This is a genomic window from Klebsiella sp. BIGb0132 (assembly GCF_024810075.1).
Classification (GTDB): domain Bacteria; phylum Pseudomonadota; class Gammaproteobacteria; order Enterobacterales; family Enterobacteriaceae; genus Klebsiella; species Klebsiella terrigena.
Map to the genome: position 1 here is coordinate 77769 of NZ_JANUDW010000005.1, position 17125 is coordinate 94893.

17 protein-coding genes are annotated in these 17125 nt (G+C 58.3%); 11 read left to right on the plus strand and 6 right to left on the minus strand.

The window, feature by feature from the left end; all coding sequences use genetic code 11:
* Positions 1-52: 52 nt before the first annotated feature.
* The gene (dsdC, locus tag M2416_RS15350; RefSeq protein WP_259225547.1) at positions 53-982 is read left to right on the plus strand and encodes a DNA-binding transcriptional regulator DsdC; all 930 of its coding nucleotides are present in this window, start codon (positions 53-55) and stop codon (positions 980-982) included.
* A gap of 62 nt (positions 983-1044) precedes the next feature.
* On the opposite strand, the gene emrD is transcribed toward dsdC, so the two are convergent.
* From emrD to tisB, 4 genes are all read right to left on the minus strand, one after another.
* Positions 1045-2229 carry a multidrug efflux MFS transporter EmrD gene (emrD, locus tag M2416_RS15355; RefSeq protein ID WP_259225548.1) on the minus strand — a complete coding sequence of 395 codons (1185 nt, stop codon included), beginning with the start codon at positions 2227-2229 and terminating at the stop codon, positions 1045-1047.
* Between the two features lie 175 nt (positions 2230-2404).
* Positions 2405-3238, minus strand: coding sequence for a DMT family transporter (locus M2416_RS15360; protein ID WP_041143311.1), 834 nt, complete (start codon positions 3236-3238; stop codon positions 2405-2407).
* A 69-nt stretch (positions 3239-3307) separates the two neighbouring features.
* Positions 3308-3754 carry a GNAT family N-acetyltransferase gene (locus M2416_RS15365; RefSeq protein ID WP_259225549.1) on the minus strand — a complete coding sequence of 149 codons (447 nt, stop codon included), beginning with the start codon at positions 3752-3754 and terminating at the stop codon, positions 3308-3310.
* 88 nt (positions 3755-3842) lie between these two features.
* A complete protein-coding gene (gene tisB, locus M2416_RS15370; protein ID WP_071844867.1) occupies positions 3843-3932 on the minus strand; it encodes a type I toxin-antitoxin system toxin TisB in 90 nt (29 codons plus the stop codon).
* 575 nt (positions 3933-4507) lie between these two features.
* Here tisB and ivbL point away from each other — a divergent pair.
* From ivbL to ilvN, 3 genes are all read left to right on the plus strand, one after another.
* Positions 4508-4603: an ilvB operon leader peptide IvbL gene (gene ivbL / locus M2416_RS15375; protein ID WP_071844866.1), complete on the plus strand. Its 96-nt coding sequence runs from the start codon at positions 4508-4510 to the stop codon at positions 4601-4603.
* Positions 4604-4704: 101 nt separating this feature from the next.
* Positions 4705-6393 (plus strand): acetolactate synthase large subunit, encoded by a 1689-nt coding sequence (gene ilvB, locus M2416_RS15380; RefSeq protein WP_076947896.1) that lies wholly within the window; start codon positions 4705-4707, stop codon positions 6391-6393.
* 3 nt (positions 6394-6396) lie between these two features.
* Positions 6397-6687, plus strand: a complete 291-nt coding sequence (gene ilvN, locus M2416_RS15385) for an acetolactate synthase small subunit (RefSeq protein ID WP_041143308.1) — start codon at positions 6397-6399, stop codon at positions 6685-6687.
* A 1-nt stretch (position 6688) separates the two neighbouring features.
* Here ilvN and M2416_RS15390 read toward each other — a convergent pair whose 3' ends face one another.
* Positions 6689-7480: a DeoR family transcriptional regulator gene (locus M2416_RS15390; RefSeq protein WP_259225552.1), complete on the minus strand. Its 792-nt coding sequence runs from the start codon at positions 7478-7480 to the stop codon at positions 6689-6691.
* Between the two features lie 335 nt (positions 7481-7815).
* Between M2416_RS15390 and rbsK the strand changes: the two genes are divergently transcribed.
* From rbsK to uhpT, 7 genes are all read left to right on the plus strand, one after another.
* Positions 7816-8736, plus strand: a complete 921-nt coding sequence (gene rbsK, locus M2416_RS15395) for a ribokinase (protein WP_041143306.1) — start codon at positions 7816-7818, stop codon at positions 8734-8736.
* A 26-nt stretch (positions 8737-8762) separates the two neighbouring features.
* Positions 8763-10079 (plus strand): L-fucose:H+ symporter permease, encoded by a 1317-nt coding sequence (gene fucP, locus M2416_RS15400; protein WP_041143305.1) that lies wholly within the window; start codon positions 8763-8765, stop codon positions 10077-10079.
* A gap of 11 nt (positions 10080-10090) precedes the next feature.
* Positions 10091-11107 carry an aldose 1-epimerase family protein gene (locus tag M2416_RS15405; protein ID WP_259225554.1) on the plus strand — a complete coding sequence of 339 codons (1017 nt, stop codon included), beginning with the start codon at positions 10091-10093 and terminating at the stop codon, positions 11105-11107.
* A gap of 82 nt (positions 11108-11189) precedes the next feature.
* The gene (gene uhpA / locus M2416_RS15410; protein ID WP_041143303.1) at positions 11190-11783 is read left to right on the plus strand and encodes a transcriptional regulator UhpA; all 594 of its coding nucleotides are present in this window, start codon (positions 11190-11192) and stop codon (positions 11781-11783) included.
* 17 nt (positions 11784-11800) lie between these two features.
* Positions 11801-13282 carry a signal transduction histidine-protein kinase/phosphatase UhpB gene (gene uhpB, locus M2416_RS15415; RefSeq protein ID WP_175637002.1) on the plus strand — a complete coding sequence of 494 codons (1482 nt, stop codon included), beginning with the start codon at positions 11801-11803 and terminating at the stop codon, positions 13280-13282.
* 9 nt (positions 13283-13291) lie between these two features.
* The gene (gene uhpC, locus M2416_RS15420; protein ID WP_041143301.1) at positions 13292-14620 is read left to right on the plus strand and encodes an MFS transporter; all 1329 of its coding nucleotides are present in this window, start codon (positions 13292-13294) and stop codon (positions 14618-14620) included.
* A 213-nt stretch (positions 14621-14833) separates the two neighbouring features.
* Positions 14834-16225, plus strand: coding sequence for a hexose-6-phosphate:phosphate antiporter (gene uhpT / locus M2416_RS15425; protein ID WP_123552575.1), 1392 nt, complete (start codon positions 14834-14836; stop codon positions 16223-16225).
* Between the two features lie 196 nt (positions 16226-16421).
* On the opposite strand, the gene M2416_RS15430 is transcribed toward uhpT, so the two are convergent.
* Positions 16422-16751, minus strand: coding sequence for a putative T6SS immunity periplasmic lipoprotein (locus M2416_RS15430; protein ID WP_259225562.1), 330 nt, complete (start codon positions 16749-16751; stop codon positions 16422-16424).
* Between the last annotated feature and the right edge of the window lie 374 nt (positions 16752-17125).

The following is a 17125-nucleotide window of genomic DNA, read 5'->3' on the forward strand; positions in this document are numbered from 1 at the left end:
TGGCGGCCGTTTTCTTTACAATCAGCGCTGATTATATCGGGGGAGACGCAGGATGGATGCGCAACAAGAGAGGGGTAACCGGCTGCTCAACGGCTGGCAGCTGTCAAAGCTCTATACCTTTGAGGTGGCCGCGCGGCACGAATCTTTTGCCCTGGCGGCGGAAGAGCTGTCGTTGACGCCCAGCGCGGTGAGCCACCGCATGAACCAGCTTGAAGAGGAGCTGGGTATTCAGCTGTTTGTGCGCTCGCACCGCAAGGTGGAGCTGACCCACGAAGGCAGGCGGGTGTTCTGGGCGCTGAAGTCATCCCTCGATAGCCTCAATCAGGAGATCCTGGACATCAAAAACCAGGAGCTGTCCGGCACCCTGACGGTCTACTCGCGGCCGTCGATTGCCCAGTGTTGGCTGGTCCCGGCGCTGGGCGACTTTACCCGCCGCTATCCGTCGATCTCGCTGACCGTGCTGACCGGCAACGATAACGTCAATATGCAGCGCGCCGGCATCGACCTGGCCCTCTACTTTGACGATTTGCCGTCATCGCAGCTCAGCCACCACTTTCTGATGGACGAGGCGATTGTGCCGGTATGCAGCCCGGACTATGCCCGCCAGCACCAGCTGCAGCAGAATCCCGATAACCTCCAGCACTGCACGCTGCTGCACGATCGTCAGGCCTGGAGCAACGACTCCGGCACCGACGAGTGGTTTAGCTGGGCGCAGCAGTTTGGGATGACTATGCCGCAATCGTCGGGGATTGGCTTCGATCGTTCCGATTTAGCGGTGATAGCGGCGATGAACCACGTCGGCGTGGCGATGGGGCGCAAAAGGCTGGTGCAAAAGCGGCTGGAGAGCGGGGAGCTGATCGCGCCGTTTGGCGAAATGACGCTGAAATGCCACCAGCACTACTATGTGACCACGCTCCCGGGACGCCAGTGGCCAAAAATCGATGCCTTTATCAACTGGCTGCAGAGCCGGGTGCAGGCTTAGCAGCCGGATGGGGAGCCCGGGCAGGACGCTTCGCGCCCGGCCCGGGGAGAACTACCGAAGCCCTAAACCGGCTGCTGATGGCGGCTAAAGCGCGATGCCAGCGGCAGCCAGCACAGCATAATCAGCAGTCCCATCAGCATCATCAGCAACCCGAGGCTGCCCTGGCCGGTCTGCGGCATCATCGCCGATAGCCAGGCCAGGACGCCGGAGCCGATATTCTGCAGGCCGCCAACCAGCGCGCCGGCGGTACCGGCGAGGAACGGGAACGGCTCCATTGCGCCGCTGGTTGCCAGCGGAAACAGCATTCCGGCACCGAAGAAGAACAGCGCGGCCGGCACCAGCAGCGTCCAGACGGTCATGACGCCCATCAGCCCCGGGATCCACATCATAATTCCCGCCAGCAGGCAGCAAATCACCGATTGCCACATCAGCGTCGGGAAACGCTTGTTCGGACGCCCGGCAAACCAGGCGCCGAAGAAGGCTGCCGGGATCGGCAAAATAAACAGGATACTGACCGCCATGCTGCTCAAGCCCAGCACGGCGCCCATCAGCACGCCGGAGCAGGCCTCAAAAACGGCAATTCCCGCGAGGCCGCCTACCAGCATCAGCAGATAGCAGTTGAACGCGCCGTTGCCGAAAAGCGTTCTGTAGCTGGTGGAGAGGCGGGTTCGCGGCGCGCCGGCCGGGCGGGTTTCTGGCATCCAGCGCGCCATGCTGAAGGTTACCACGGCGCACAGTACCAGCAGGAAGGCGTAGCAGGCGCGCCAGCTCCAGAGGGTATTGAGGATCCCGCCAAGCAGCGGCGCCAGCAGCGGGCTGACCAGAATACCCATATTCAACAAGCTGTTGGCGTGCCTTAGCTGCGCGCCTTCGTACAGATCGCGCGGCAGGGTTCGTGCCATGACGCCGCCGACGCCGGTGCCCATGCCCTGGCTCGCGCTGGCGACAATCAGCACCGTCAGGCTATGGGTGGTGATGGCAACCAGCGTCGCCAGCATAAAGATAGACATGCCGACCAGAATAACCGGGCGTCTCCCCACGCGGTCGGACAGCGGCCCGTAAAACAGCTGCGATACGCCGTAGGTCAGCAAGTAGGCCGCCATCACGCTCTGCACGGCGCCCTCGCGGGCGTTGAGCGAGACGGCCATGTCGGCAATGGCCGGAATATATATGGTCTGCGCCATCTGGCCAACGGCCACCAGCACGACCAGCATCAACAACAAATTGAAGTTCTTATGCCGTTTCATGTCGATGAATACTTTGTTAGTAGAGATAAATTAAGAATATGTGACTGGCACATCCGGTAAACGATGGAGGAATCTACCACATAAAAATGACAGAACAACCACCCGGCGGCGATTGTCGGGGAATGAAAGGCAGGTTTTGTAAACAATAATCGGCAACTAATGTTGCCATGATCCGCTAAGAGAGGCGCAGCAGGATCGCGCCGGCCGCGATGCCGCAGGCGGCAGCAATGCGCAGCGGTATGACCCGCTCTTTAAGCAGCACAAAGGCGATGAGCGCGCCGAACAGAATCGAGGTTTCACGCAGCGCGGCAACCACCGCCAGCGGCGCCTGGGTCATGGCCCACAGCGCCAGGCCGTAGGAGCCCATGGTGCTGATACCTCCGAGCAGCCCCTTGTGCCAGTGCTGGCGCAGATAGCGGCTGACTTCATGCCGACGAGCGATCGTCGCCCAGCCCAGCAGGCAGCTTCCGTTCATCAAAAAGGACCACAGCGTGTAGCCCAGCGCAGAGCCGGAGAGCCTGACGCCGGTACCATCTACCAGGGTATAGCCGGCAATAAAGCAGGCGTTAATCAGCGCCAGCACCACGCCGCGGCGCGAGCTGGCGCGCCCGTTGTAGGCCATCGCCAGGATCGCCAGACAGATGACCCCGATGCCCGACCATGCCAGAGGGGAGAGGCGGTCGCCGAGGAATACGACGCTGACTATCGCCACCAGCAGCGGCGCCGTGCCGCGCATCAGCGGATAGGTCTGGCTCATGTCCGACACCTGGTAGGTTTTTGCTACCAGCACGGTGTAAACCACCTGCAGAGCGCTGGAAAGCAGCAGATACGGCGCGCTGGCGAGGGTCGGCTGCGGCGCGAAAGGCAGCAGCAGCAGGGCGATAACCGCCGCCGAACCGCTCACGCTGATGGCCGCATACATCTTATCGCCGCTCGCTTTAACGATCGCATTCCAGCTAGCGTGCAGCAGGGCGGCGAACAGCAGAATGCAGAAAACGTTTATCGTCATCAGGGCAGGGTACCGTAGGGGCGTGAGGGTGAAACTGTAACATGCGCCATTTCGCCCAGCCAGAGGCGGCTACAGCGAGCAGAACAGGCGATGCGTTACCCGCGGCTCATCGTAAACCGGACGAAACCCCAGGCTTTCATAGAACGGCCATGCCGACGACGGCGCGTGGGTGTTGAGGAAATCGAACCAGGTGCCGGAATGGGTGATAACCGCCACCAGCAGCTGCTGCCCGACGCCCTGGCGCCGGTAGCGCTCGCCGATGTACAGATGACGAATGCGCCCGGCCCGCGGCTGCTGGCTGTAGGCGTCAGCGTTCAGCCCGCAAACGCCCACCAGCTCTCCACCGCGGAAGGCCCCAAGCAGCTTTTCTCCCGGCGCGTTAAAGCGGTTTTCTCCGCTCTGCCAGTTCTCCGCCAGGCGGCGCAGCATATTAAAGTGCTGGGCGAGGCTTTCGCTACGCAGGGCGGGAAAGCCGGCGTCATCCGGCGTGGTGGCAGCAATCAGCAGCGGTGGCATAAGTTTCTCCATCAGTTGGCACAGGTGAAGGGTGACCGCCTGTAGAGGGGCGGTTTCCCGCCCCTCTCAGGTGCGACCTGAACCTGAATCAGCGGAACTGTTTCAGGACAGCATCAAGCAGTTGCAACACGGCAACCATGAGTTTCAGGATAAGAACGATAATATCCATCGTGCCCATACGCGTCTCCTCGGTAAAGGAGCACAGCCGGCTGGCGTACCTTTCCGCCGCCTGTTGCCAGCCAGGGTCTACGCCGCCTGCCTGAACACGTTGCCGTGCCCGGAAGACATTAGCGTATTTGTTGACGTAACACAGTGTGCTCTTTCAGGGTTAAGGCGCTGACGGCACCACCCGTTTCAGCCAGGACTTGATTGCGCCGGTAAACATGCGGCCCCCGAATGGCACAGAGTGAACGCTTTCAGTATAAGCATTCACTGTATAAATAAACAGTATTTTTCTCGACAAAAATCCACCGCCGATCCATACTCTATTTTATGAAAAACCCTGGCTAAAATTGCGTGAACTTCCGCGAACGCGTATACTTTTGCCGTTGACGTAATACAGTGTGCTTGCGGTTACCAGCCGCAAAAATGCTGAAAAAAACCTCGCTACGGCGGGGTTTTTTGCTTTCTGGCGCCGGGTTAAAAAATTGTGATCCTCTGCGCAAATTTCCGTGGTTGAAAATAAATCCATTGTTTAATGGCCGCAGCTGTGTTTGTATAAATTCAGTTAATTTTTCGACACAAAGGCCCCTAATGAACGCTTCCATGCTGACTTCGACCCTACTAAAAACCGCGCCTGCCGCGGTGGTCGTCGTGCGTGTGGTGGTCGTCGTCGGCAATGCGCCGTAGGGTCCGGAACAACACGATTCCAAACCCCGCCGGCGCAAACCGAGCGGGGTTTTTTTTCGACCCTCGCCCGGTAGGTCGGCTCAGAATAAAAGGACTGGAGCATGGCAAGTTCGGGCACAGCATCACAGAAAATGCGCTTTACCGGCGCGCAGTTAGTTGTTCATTTACTGGAGCGTCAGGGGATCACCACGGTAACGGGTATTCCGGGCGGCTCCATTCTTCCGGTCTACGACGCGTTAAGCCAAAGCAAGCAGATTCGCCATATTCTGGCGCGTCACGAGCAGGGGGCCGGATTTATCGCCCAGGGCATGGCGCGAACCGAGGGCAAGCCGGCGGTTTGTATGGCCTGCAGCGGCCCGGGGGCGACGAACCTGATCACCGCCATCGCCGACGCGCGTCTGGATTCAATCCCGCTGGTCTGCATTACCGGCCAGGTGCCGGCCTCGATGATCGGCACCGATGCTTTCCAGGAAGTCGATACCTACGGCATCTCTATCCCCATCACTAAGCACAACTATCTGGTTCGCGACATTGCCGATCTGCCGCAGGTGATAAGCGACGCTTTTCGCATTGCGCAGTCCGGGCGCCCGGGGCCGGTGTGGATAGATATTCCTAAGGACGTGCAGACCGCGACCATCGAACTGGATGCATTACCCGAGCCCGGCGTTCGCGCGGCGGCGCCTGAGTTTGACGGCGCCAGCGTACGCGAAGCGGCGGCGATGATTAATGCCGCTAAGCGCCCGGTGCTCTATCTGGGCGGCGGGGTGATTAATGCTCCGGAGCAGGTTCGCCAGCTGGCGGAAAAAGCCAACCTGCCGACCACCATGACCCTGATGGCGCTGGGCATGTTGCCAAAGGCGCACCCGCTGTCGCTCGGTATGCTCGGTATGCACGGCGCGCGTAGCACCAACTTTACGCTGCAAGAAGCTGATTTACTGATTGTTTTAGGCGCACGTTTTGATGACCGGGCGATTGGTAAAACCGAGCAGTTCTGCCCGAATGCGCAGATTATTCACGTCGATATCGACCGCTCCGAGCTGGGCAAAATCAAGCAGCCGCACGTCGCAATTCAGGGCGATGTCGCCGAGGTTCTGGCACAGCTGATCCCACAGGTTGCAGCGCAGCCGCGCAGCGAATGGCGCCAGCTGGTTGCCGATCTGCAGCGCGAGTTCCCGTGCACCATCCCGCAGCAGCAGGACCCGCTCTCTCATTACGGTTTGATCAATGCCGTTGCCGCCTGCGTGGATGATGAAGCGATTATTACCACCGACGTGGGCCAGCACCAGATGTGGACCGCGCAGGCCTATCCGCTGAATCGCCCCCGCCAGTGGCTGACCTCAGGCGGCTTGGGCACTATGGGCTTTGGCCTGCCGGCGGCGGTTGGCGCAGCCCTGGCGAACCCGCAGCGGAAGGTTATCTGCTTCTCCGGCGACGGCAGCCTGATGATGAACATTCAGGAGATGGCCACCGCCGCTGAAAATCAGCTCGACGTTAAAATCATCCTGATGAACAACGAAGCGCTGGGCCTGGTGTATCAGCAGCAGAGCCTGTTCTATCCGCAGGGCGTGTTTGCCGCCACCTATCCGGGGATGATTAACTTTATGCAGATTGCCGCCGGCTTCGGCCTGCAAACCTGCGACTTAAATCATGAAGCCGATCCGCAGGCGGCGCTGCAGGCGATAATTGACCGTCCTGGCCCGGCGCTGATTCATGTGCGAATCGATGCCGAAGAAAAAGTCTATCCGATGGTACCGCCGGGTGCGGCAAATACAGAAATGGTGGGGGAATAAACCATGCAACAGCAGACTCATGACAACGTTATTCTGGAACTCACCGTACGCAACCATCCTGGGGTCATGACCCACGTTTGCGGCCTGTTCGCCCGTCGCGCCTTCAACGTGGAAGGTATCCTCTGCCTGCCGATTCAAAACAGCAATCAGAGCCACATCTGGCTGCTGGTCAATAACGACCAGCGTCTCGAGCAGATGATCAGCCAAATCGATAAGCTGGAAGACGTAGAGAAGGTGACGCGCAATCAGTCCGATCCTTCCATGTTTAATAAAATCGCCGTCTTTTTCGAGTGAACTAGTCGCTGGTCGAATCCGGCGTGATGACTTTAACCGACCCGTTCCGGCAGTGCAGGGCGTAGTCTGCCGGCAGGGGACGATCGCTGATCAGGACATCAAAGGCCGATAGCGGGGCGATGCTGGCGGGCGCGACCTCATCGAACAGCGCGTAGCGCGCGAGCAGGATTTTGCGTAACCCGCGATCCAGCGCCTTACGTTTAGTGGTGAGATCGTCGGGGTTAAACCAGCTCACGCCAAAATGGTCGTGCACGCCGCTGGCGGAGATAAACACCTTCCGCGGATTCAGTGAATCGAGCGCTGAGGGGTTGTTGGCATCATAAAACGCATCGCTCTTGGCCCGGTAGGTGCCGCCGCAGAGGATCGCGGTGGCGTTAGGCTTTTCATTCAGCGCCACAAACACCCGGTGCGAATAGCAGATCCCGGTAAAGGTAATGTCATCCGGGATCATGCCAATCACCAGCGGCATCTCGCTGCCGTTATCAAAAAAGACCAGGTCGTTTTCGCTGACCAGCCCGGCGGCGAGGATGGCGACGGACAAATCGTCCCGGTGGTGGGGGCTTTTGTCCGCCGGCGCAGCGCTGACCGAGGGCGATGAGGGCTTGTTCACCATCACCACGTAGCCACCCAGCAGCGTCAGCGGCAGCGGTTCGTCATTCTCGAGGCTGAGGTCCCGACGAATGGTCATCACCGACACTTCCAGCATCCGCGCGGCTTCTTTGAGATGGATGCGGTCCGTTTTCTTGAGCAGCTCCATCAGACGCCGGATACGTTCTTTTTGCTTTGTTTCCATTCACCTTCTCCGCGAGTTTGGGCGAAAATGTTCCTTTAGTAACATTATTCGTTCGTCGAAACATTCTGCATTCACACTACTATACTGTGGGCTATCAAGAATTAAAAGCGGGTAACAACGCAGCTATATAATTATAACTATTTTATTTTCAATATCTTATTGTTGTGGTCCGTATTTGCTGTGTGACGAGCATGCGGAGCCGCTGAACGAAGATGGTTGTTAAATAAACACCCCGTGATTCTGCAATCGCGATCCTGGTCACAAATGATACGGAAGTAACATGATAATGTTACTATAATATCATTGTTATGTGATTGTTTCTAAGGGGTAGTAAAATGGATATCGCGGTTATCGGCTCAAATATGGTGGATCTGATCACCTACACCAATCAGATGCCTAAAGAGGGGGAAACCCTCGAGGCGCCCTCTTTTAAAATTGGCTGTGGCGGTAAAGGCGCCAACCAGGCCGTCGCGGCAGCCAAGCTTAACTCCAAAGTCCTGATGCTGACCAAGGTCGGGGACGACATCTTTGCCGATAACACGATTCGTAACCTCGAGTCCTGGGGCATTAATACGACCTACGTTGAAAAAGTCCCCTGTACCAGCAGCGGCGTGGCGCCGATTTTTGTTAACGCCAACTCCAGCAACAGTATTCTGATTATTAAAGGCGCCAATAAGTTTCTCTCCCCGGAGGATATTGACCGCGCTGCCGAAGATTTAAAAAAGTGTCAGCTGATTGTTTTACAGCTTGAGGTTCAGCTGGAAACGGTTTATCACGCTATTGAGTTTGGTAAAAAACACGGCATCGAAGTCTTATTAAATCCGGCGCCGGCGCTGCGTGAATTAGATATGTCCTACGCCTGTAAATGTGATTTTTTCGTCCCTAATGAAACCGAGCTTGAAATATTAACCGGACTCCCCGTGGATACTTACGATAATATTCGCGCCGCCGCCCGCAGCCTCGTCGAAAAAGGGCTCAACAATATTATTGTCACCATGGGCGAGAAAGGTGCGCTATGGATGACGCGCGATCGGGACGTTCACGTTCCGGCGTTTAAGGTCAGCGCGGTTGATACCAGCGGCGCCGGCGACGCCTTTATCGGCTGTTTTGCGCATTACTACGTCCAGAGCGGCGATGTTGAAGCCGCGATGAAAAAAGCCTCGCTCTTTGCCGCCTTCAGCGTCACCGGCAAAGGTACCCAATCGTCTTATCCCAGCATTGAGCAATTCAATGAATATCTGGCGTTAAACGAATAACCCTCTGCACTGTAAAAGGTAGCACTATGAACGATAAAAATATCGTTCAGATGGCCGACGGCTATCTGAATAAAACCCCTCTGTTCCAGTTTATTTTGTTATCCTGTTTATTCCCGCTATGGGGATGCGCTGCGGCATTAAATGATATTTTAATTACTCAGTTTAAAAGCGTATTTGCGCTGAGTAACTTTGCCTCGGCGCTGGTACAAAGCGCGTTTTATGGCGGTTATTTTTTAATTGCCATTCCAGCCTCGTTAGTGATTAAAAAAACCAGCTATAAGGTGGCGATTTTAACCGGCCTGACGCTTTATATCGTCGGCTGTACGCTCTTTTTCCCGGCCTCGCACATGGCAACCTACACCATGTTCCTGGCTGCGATTTTCGCCATTGCTATCGGCCTGAGCTTCCTTGAGACGGCGGCGAATACCTACAGCTCAATGATCGGGCCAAAAGCGCAGGCGACGTTGCGCCTGAATATCAGCCAGACCTTCTATCCGATTGGTGCCGCGGCCGGTATCCTGCTGGGCAAATATCTGGTCTTTTCCGATGGTGAAAGCCTCGAAAAACAGATGGCGGGCATGAACGCCGAGCAGATCCATAACTTTAAAATCCTGATGCTGGAAAACACCCTTGAGCCCTACAAGTACATGATCATGGTACTGGTGGTGGTGATGGTGCTGTTCCTGCTGACCCGCTTCCCGACCTGCAAAGTTGCGCAGACGGCGAACCATAAGCGTCCGTCGGCGCTCGATACTCTGCGCTACCTGGCGAGCAACGCCCGCTTCCGTCGCGGGATTATCGCCCAGTTCCTCTACGTCGGGATGCAGGTCACCGTCTGGTCGTTCACGATTCGCCTGGCGCTTGAGCTGGGGGATATCAACGAGCGCGATGCCTCAACCTTTATGGTCTACAGCTTCGCCTGCTTCTTTATCGGTAAGTTTATTGCCAACATCCTGATGACGCGCTTCACGCCGGAAAAAGTGCTGATTATCTACTCGGCGATCGGCGCGCTCTTCCTCGCCTACGTGGCGCTGGCGCCGAGCTTCAGCGCGGTGTACGTGGCGGTGCTGGTGAGCGTTCTGTTTGGACCCTGCTGGGCAACCATCTATGCCGGGACCCTCGATACGGTTGATAACGAGCATACCGAAATGGCCGGAGCGGTGATTGTGATGGCGATTATTGGCGCGGCGGTGGTGCCGGCGATTCAGGGCTTCGTTGCGGATACGATCCACTCCCTGCAGGTGTCGTTCCTGGTGCCGATGCTGTGCTTCATCTACGTGGGCGTCTACTTCTGGCGTGAGTGCAAAGCGCGCCGTGCGCTGACCGAAGCGACGGCCTCCTGAGGAGAATCATCATGACGACACGTTTAACCCTCTGGCGTCAGCTGTTTACCGAGCATCCTCGGGTACTGCTGGCAAACGATGCCTTTACGGTGACCGCGTTCCGTTACGCCAGCGGCGTAGAGGGCCTGCGGGTGGAGAACTCGCGCGGCCACCTGGTCATTCTGCCCTGGCTGGGGCAAATGATCTGGGATGCCGAATTCGACGGTCGCGATCTGACGATGCGCAATATGTTCAGCGAGCCGAAGCCGGCGACGGAAGTGGTGGCCACCTACGGCTGCTTCGCCTTCCACTCCGGGCTGCTGGCGAACGGCTGCCCGTCGCCGGAGGACGTACATCCGCTGCACGGCGAGATGGCCTGCGCCGCGATGGATGAAGCCTGGCTGGAGCTGGAAGAGGAGAGCCTGCGGGTGACGGGGCGCTATGAATACGTCATGGGCTTCGGTCATCACTATCGGGCGCAGCCTGCGGTGGTCGTGCATAAAGAGAGCGCGCTGTTTGATATCCACATGGCGGTCACCAACCTCGCCTCCGTCGCGATGCCGCTGCAGTATATGTGCCATATGAACTATGCCTATGTCGCCGGGGCCCGCTTCAGCCAGAATATCCCCGACGACGCGCTCGCGCTGCGTGAGTCGGTACCGGCCCACGTGCAGCCGACCGAGCGGTGGCTGGCGTTCAACTGGCGTATTCTGCAGGGGGAGGCGTCGCTGGCGGCACTGAACGAGCCGCACGATTACGACCCGGAAATCGTCTTTTTCGCCGACAGGCTCGATCGCTACACCGACAGGCCGGAATTCCGCATGACGGCCCCGGATGGCACCACGTTCATCACCCGCTTCTCCAGCGCGGAGCTGAACTATGTGACCCGCTGGATCCTCTATAACGGCGATCAGCAGGTGGCGGCTTTTGCGCTACCGGCCACCTGTCGCCCCGAAGGATTTCTGGCGGCGCAGCGTAACGGCAGCCTGATCTCGCTGGCTCCGCAGCAGACCCGCGCCTTCAGCGTGACCACCGGCATCGACGACTGAGGCGGATAATAGTGCTCAAGGCTTGAACAGCAACGCGCTTATCGTTAAGGTAAGCGCGTTTTTTTATCCGCCAGGAAACGCCATGACCTCCATTGCCCTTATTGACGATCATCTCATCGTCCGCTCCGGTTTTGCGCAGCTGCTGGCGCTGGAAAGCGATTTCCAGGTGGTGGCGGAGTTCGGCTCCGGCCGCGAGGCGCTGGCGGGTCTGCCGGGCCGCGGCGTGCAGGTCTGCATTTGCGATATTTCGATGCCGGATATCTCGGGCCTCGAGCTGCTGAGCCAGCTGCCCAAAGGCATAGCGACTATTATGCTCTCGGTCCACGACAGCCCGGCGCTGGTGGAGCAGGCGCTGAACGCCGGCGCTCGCGGCTTTCTCTCCAAACGCTGCAGTCCGGATGAGCTGATTGCCGCCGTTCGCACGGTGGCGACCGGCGGCTGCTACCTGACGCCGGATATCGCCATGAAGCTGGCGGCCGGCCGCCAGGACCCGCTCACCAAACGCGAGCGGCAGGTGGCGGAAAAGCTGGCCCAGGGGATGGCGGTGAAAGAGATTGCCGCCGAGCTCGGGCTATCGCCAAAGACCGTCCACGTTCATCGCGCTAACCTGCTGGAAAAGCTCGGCGTCAGCAACGACGTTGAGCTGGCGCGACGCATGTTCGATAGCTGGCAGTGAAGGCGCTATTCTCGCGACTGTTCTCGGTCGTCGGCTGCTTCTTTATCTTCTCCGCCGCGTGGTTCTGCCTGTGGAGCATCAGCCTGCACGTGGTGGCGCGCCCGGACCTCGCGGTGCTGCTCTTTCCCTTCGGTCTGCGCCTTGGCCTGATGCTGCAGTGTCCGCGCGGCTACTGGCCGGTGCTGCTGGGGGCGGAGTGGCTGCTGATCTTCTGGCTGGCGCAGGAAGTGGCGCTGGCCCATCCGATAATATTGATGATCGGCGGTCTGCTGACCCTGCTGCCGGTGGCGCTGATTTCGCGCTATCGTCACCGGCGCGACTGGCTGACCCTGCTGCGCCAGGGCGGCGCGCTGATCGCCGCCGCGCTGCTGCAATCGCTGCCGTGGCTTGGCGAAGGCAGCGACGGCCTCAACGCCCTGCTGCTGACGTTGACCGGCGGCCTGACGCTGGCGCCGACCTGCCTGGTCATCTGGCACTATCTCACCAGTACCGTCTGGCGTCCGCTGGGACCCGCGCTGGTTTCGCAGCCGGTGAACTGGCGCGGGCGGCACCTGATCTGGTATCTGCTGCTGTTTATGGTCAGCCTCTGGCTGCAGCTGGGGCTGCCCGCTGAGCTCTCGCGCTTTACGCCGTTCTGCCTGGCGCTGCCGATTATCGCCCTGGCCTGGCACTACGGCTGGCAGGGGGCGCTGATTGCCGCCCTGATGAACGCGATTGCCCTTATCGCCAGCCAGACCTGGCACGACCATCCGGTGGATTTACTGCTCTCCCTGCTGGCGCAAAGCCTGACCGGCCTGCTGCTGGGGGCCGGCATTCAGCGCCTGCGTGAGCTGAATCAGTCGCTGCAAAGCGAGCTGGCGCGCAACCGCCGGCTGGCGGAGCGGCTGCTGGAAACCGAAGAGAGCGTGCGCCGCGACGTGGCGCGCGAGCTGCATGACGATATCGGCCAGACCATCACCGCCATCCGCACTCAGGCCGGGATCGTCCAGCGCCTGGCGCCGGAGAACGGCGGCGTCAGGCAGAGCAGCCAGCTTATCGAGCAGCTCTCGCTGGGCGTCTATGATTCGGTGCGCCGCCTGCTGGGGCGCCTGCGCCCGCGGCAGCTGGACGATCTGACCCTTGAACAGGCGGTACGTTCGCTGATGCGCGAAATGGAGCTCGAAGATCGCGGGATAGTCAGCCACCTCGACTGGCGCATCGATGAACCCGCGTTAAGCGAAAGCCAGCGCGTCACCCTGTTCCGCGTCTGCCAGGAGGGGCTGAACAATATCGTTAAGCACGCCAGCGCCAGCGCGGTTACGCTGCAGGGCTGGCAGCAGGATGGGCGGCTGATGCTGGTGCTTGAGGATGACGGCAGCGGGCTACCGCCGGGCACCGGACAGCACGGCTTTGGCCTGATCGGCATGCGCGAGCGCGTGACGGCGCTGGGCGGGACCTTAACCATTTCCTGCACCCACGGCACGCGCGTCTGCGTCAACCTGCCGCTGCGCTACGCCTGAGGAACGATGATGTTCACCTTTATGAAATCCCCCCCTGACGCCGCGCCGATAGTTGATAAGCAGGCCCTCGACGAACGCTATCGCTACTGGCGGCGCCATATTCTGCTGACCATCTGGCTGGGCTACGCGCTGTTCTACTTCACGCGCAAAAGCTTCAACGCCGCGGTGCCGGAAATTCTCGCCAGCAACGTGCTGACCCGCAGCGATATCGGCCTGCTGGCGACGCTGTTTTACATCACCTACGGGCTGTCTAAATTTTTCTCCGGCATCGTCAGCGACCGCTCCAACGCCCGCTACTTTATGGGCCTCGGCCTGATTGCGACCGGCGTGGTCAATATCCTGTTCGGCTTTTCCACTTCGCTATGGGCCTTTGCGCTGCTGTGGGCGCTGAACGCCTTTTTCCAGGGCTGGGGCTCGCCGGTTTGCGCGCGTCTGCTGACGTCCTGGTACTCCCGTACCGAGCGCGGCGGCTGGTGGGCGCTGTGGAACACCGCCCATAACGTCGGCGGCGCGCTGATCCCGATGGTCATCGGCGCCGCGGCGCTGCACTACGGCTGGCGCGCCGGGATGATGATTGCCGGGATGCTGGCAATCCTCGCCGGGCTGTTTCTCTGCTGGCGGCTGCGCGACCGGCCGCAGGCGGTGGGGCTGCCCGCGGTAGGCGACTGGCGTCACGATGAGCTGGAGATCGCCCAGCAACAGGAAGGGCAGGGCCTGACGCGCAGGGAGATCCTCTACAAGTACGTACTAACAAACCCCTATATCTGGCTGCTGTCGCTGTGCTACGTGCTGGTTTACGTGGTGCGGGCGGCGATTAACGACTGGGGCAATCTCTATATGTCGGAGACCCTCGGGGTCAATCTGGTGACCGCCAACTCGGCGGTGACCATGTTTGAGCTGGGCGGGTTTATCGGCGCGCTGGTGGCCGGCTGGGGTTCGGACAAGCTGTTCAACGGCAACCGCGGGCCGATGAACCTGATTTTTGCCGCCGGGATAATGCTGTCGGTAGGCGGCCTGTGGCTGATGCCGTTTGCCAGCTACGTGATGCAGGCCGCCTGCTTCTTTACCACCGGCTTCTTTGTCTTCGGCCCGCAGATGCTGATCGGCATGGCGGCGGCGGAGTGCTCACATCGGGACGCGGCGGGCGCGGCAACCGGGTTTGTCGGGCTATTTGCCTATCTGGGGGCCTCGCTCTCCGGCTGGCCGCTGGCGCAGGTGATGGACGTCTGGCACTGGAGCGGTTTTTTTGTGGTGATTACTATCGCCGCCGGCATTTCGGCGCTGCTGCTGCTGCCATTTTTAAACGCCCAGGCGCCGAGAACCGCCAGCGAAGCGTGACCTGGCTCTCCTTTTTGCCCAGAGTGTGGCAAAACTAAGAAATTTTCCCGGTTTCACCTGGACGCTGTCTCAGGCAAGCCGCACGGCCAGTTTTTACAATAGCGGTCATTCAATATCATTTTCCCAAAATAATTCATGTTGCAGGAAGGCGGCAGGCGAGCGTCGCCAACGTACCTGAGGCCTGAGGCATCAAGGGAAAACCTGGAGTGTCCTATGCTGGCCTTTCTAAACCAGGTACGTAAACCGACCCTGGATCTGCCGCTCGACGTGCGGCGCAAGATGTGGTTTAAACCGTTCATGCAGTCCTATCTGGTGGTCTTCATCGGCTACCTGACCATGTACCTGATCCGCAAGAACTTTAACATCGCTCAAAACGATATGATTTCGACCTACGGGTTGAGCATGACGCAGCTGGGGATGATTGGTCTGGGCTTCTCCATCACCTACGGCGTGGGTAAAACGCTGGTCTCCTACTACGCCGACGGCAAGAATACCAAGCAGTTCCTGCCGTTTATGCTGATCCTCTCCGCCATCTGTATGCTCGGCTTTAGCGCCAGCATGGGCGCCGGGTCGACCAGCCTGTTCCTGATGATCGCCTTCTATGCGCTGAGCGGCTTTTTCCAGAGCACCGGCGGCTCGTGCAGCTACTCGACGATTACCAAATGGACGCCGCGACGCAAGCGCGGATCGTACCTCGGGATGTGGAATATCTCCCACAACCTCGGCGGCGCGGGCGCAGCAGGGGTCGCGCTGTTTGGCGCCAACTACCTGTTCGACGGCCACGTTATCGGGATGTTTATCTTCCCGTCGATTATCGCGCTGGTCGTGGGCTTTATCGGCCTGCGTTTTGGCAGCGACTCCCCTGAATCCTACGGCCTCGGCAATGCCGAAGAGCTGTTCGGGGAGGAGATCAGCGAAGAGGATAAAGAAACCGAAGAGAGCGCGATGACCAAGTGGCAGATCTTCGTCGAGTACGTGCTGAAAAACAAAGTTATCTGGCTGCTGTGCTTCTCCAATATTTTCCTCTACGTGGTGCGTATCGGCATCGACCAGTGGTCAACCGTTTACGCGTTCCAGGAGCTGAAGCTGTCAAAAGAGGTGGCGATTCAGGGCTTTACCCTGTTTGAAGTCGGTGCGCTGGTCGGCACCCTGCTGTGGGGCTGGCTGTCGGATCTGGCTAACGGCCGCCGGGCGCTGGTTGCCTGCGTCGCGCTGGCGCTGATCATTGCGACGCTCGGCGTTTACCAGCATGCCAGCAATCAGTATGTCTATCTGATGTCGCTGTTTGCCCTCGGCTTTTTAGTCTTTGGCCCGCAGCTGCTGATCGGCGTCGCCGCCGTCGGTTTTGTGCCGAAAAAGGCGATTGGCGCAGCGGACGGCATCAAAGGCACCTTCGCCTACCTGATTGGCGACAGCTTCGCCAAGCTGGGCCTCGGGATGATCGCCGACGGCACGCCGGTCTTCGGTCTCACCGGCTGGGCGGGCACCTTCGCGGCGCTGGACGCGGCGGCCATTGGCTGTATCTGCCTGATGGCCATCGTGGCGGTATTTGAAGAACGTAAAATTCGCCGCGAGAAGAAGAAACAACGATTGCAGACCGCCTGAGGCTTCAGGTATGAGTAACTTTGCCCGGCCTTCCCGCCGGGCTTTTTTTATATCTGCTGTAAAGGAGGGGCATTTAGGCCGCTCCTGACCTACAGATGGTTTTTTGATGGCTTCATCCCTATTTGGAGAAGAACTACCCGGATAGTAGACATGCGTAAAATCAACGGAAGAAATGAATACGCTGGCAATGACATTTTCATAATCTCCCATCGTTATCAATAAAGAATGAGTCTATGTACTGCTTGCCGTTTAGGCCATAATAGATGTTGTATTGATAACCGTGTTTTAATTTAATTTTAAAACATGTGTTGGGGTAGGGCACATTTATTTTGTCGTTGCTTTTAATAACCGTGTAAGTGCCTTTTGGGTAATAATAGACACTGTAATGATCTAACGTGTCATTTTTATTTACGCTAAAGCAAAGAGTGTCTCCATGAATAAAGACGCTACGCTGGGAGGGGGCAGGTTGACCTCCAGGGCAACCCGAAAGAAGGAAGATTAAAGGGGCAGTGATGAGTCTTTTCATCCAGGGAATCCTTTCATGACAGATTTACATCGATGCTACTCCTGAAGTTAATAATAAAAGACAAGGGATTTACGCGAATAATCTTAAAGTTAAGGTGGAAAGGTAATGTTGATGTTATTACAAGCGCCACATAAAAATGTTTGCCGGGCGAAGTCAATAATAATCAGGCGTATTGTATAAAAGATATGTATGGGTTATTGAACGGTATTATAAATTGAAATGGTATAGCGAGAAATAAAACACCTCCTGAAACTAACAATGAGTTTTAACCGTTTCTCCCGTTTCTCCCGTTTTTGCCAACTGCCGTTGGCGGGTCTCTTGCAGCTACCCCCTTAGTCATCCCCCGAATTTAGCCGGTTAAGGGCTCGCGTTCG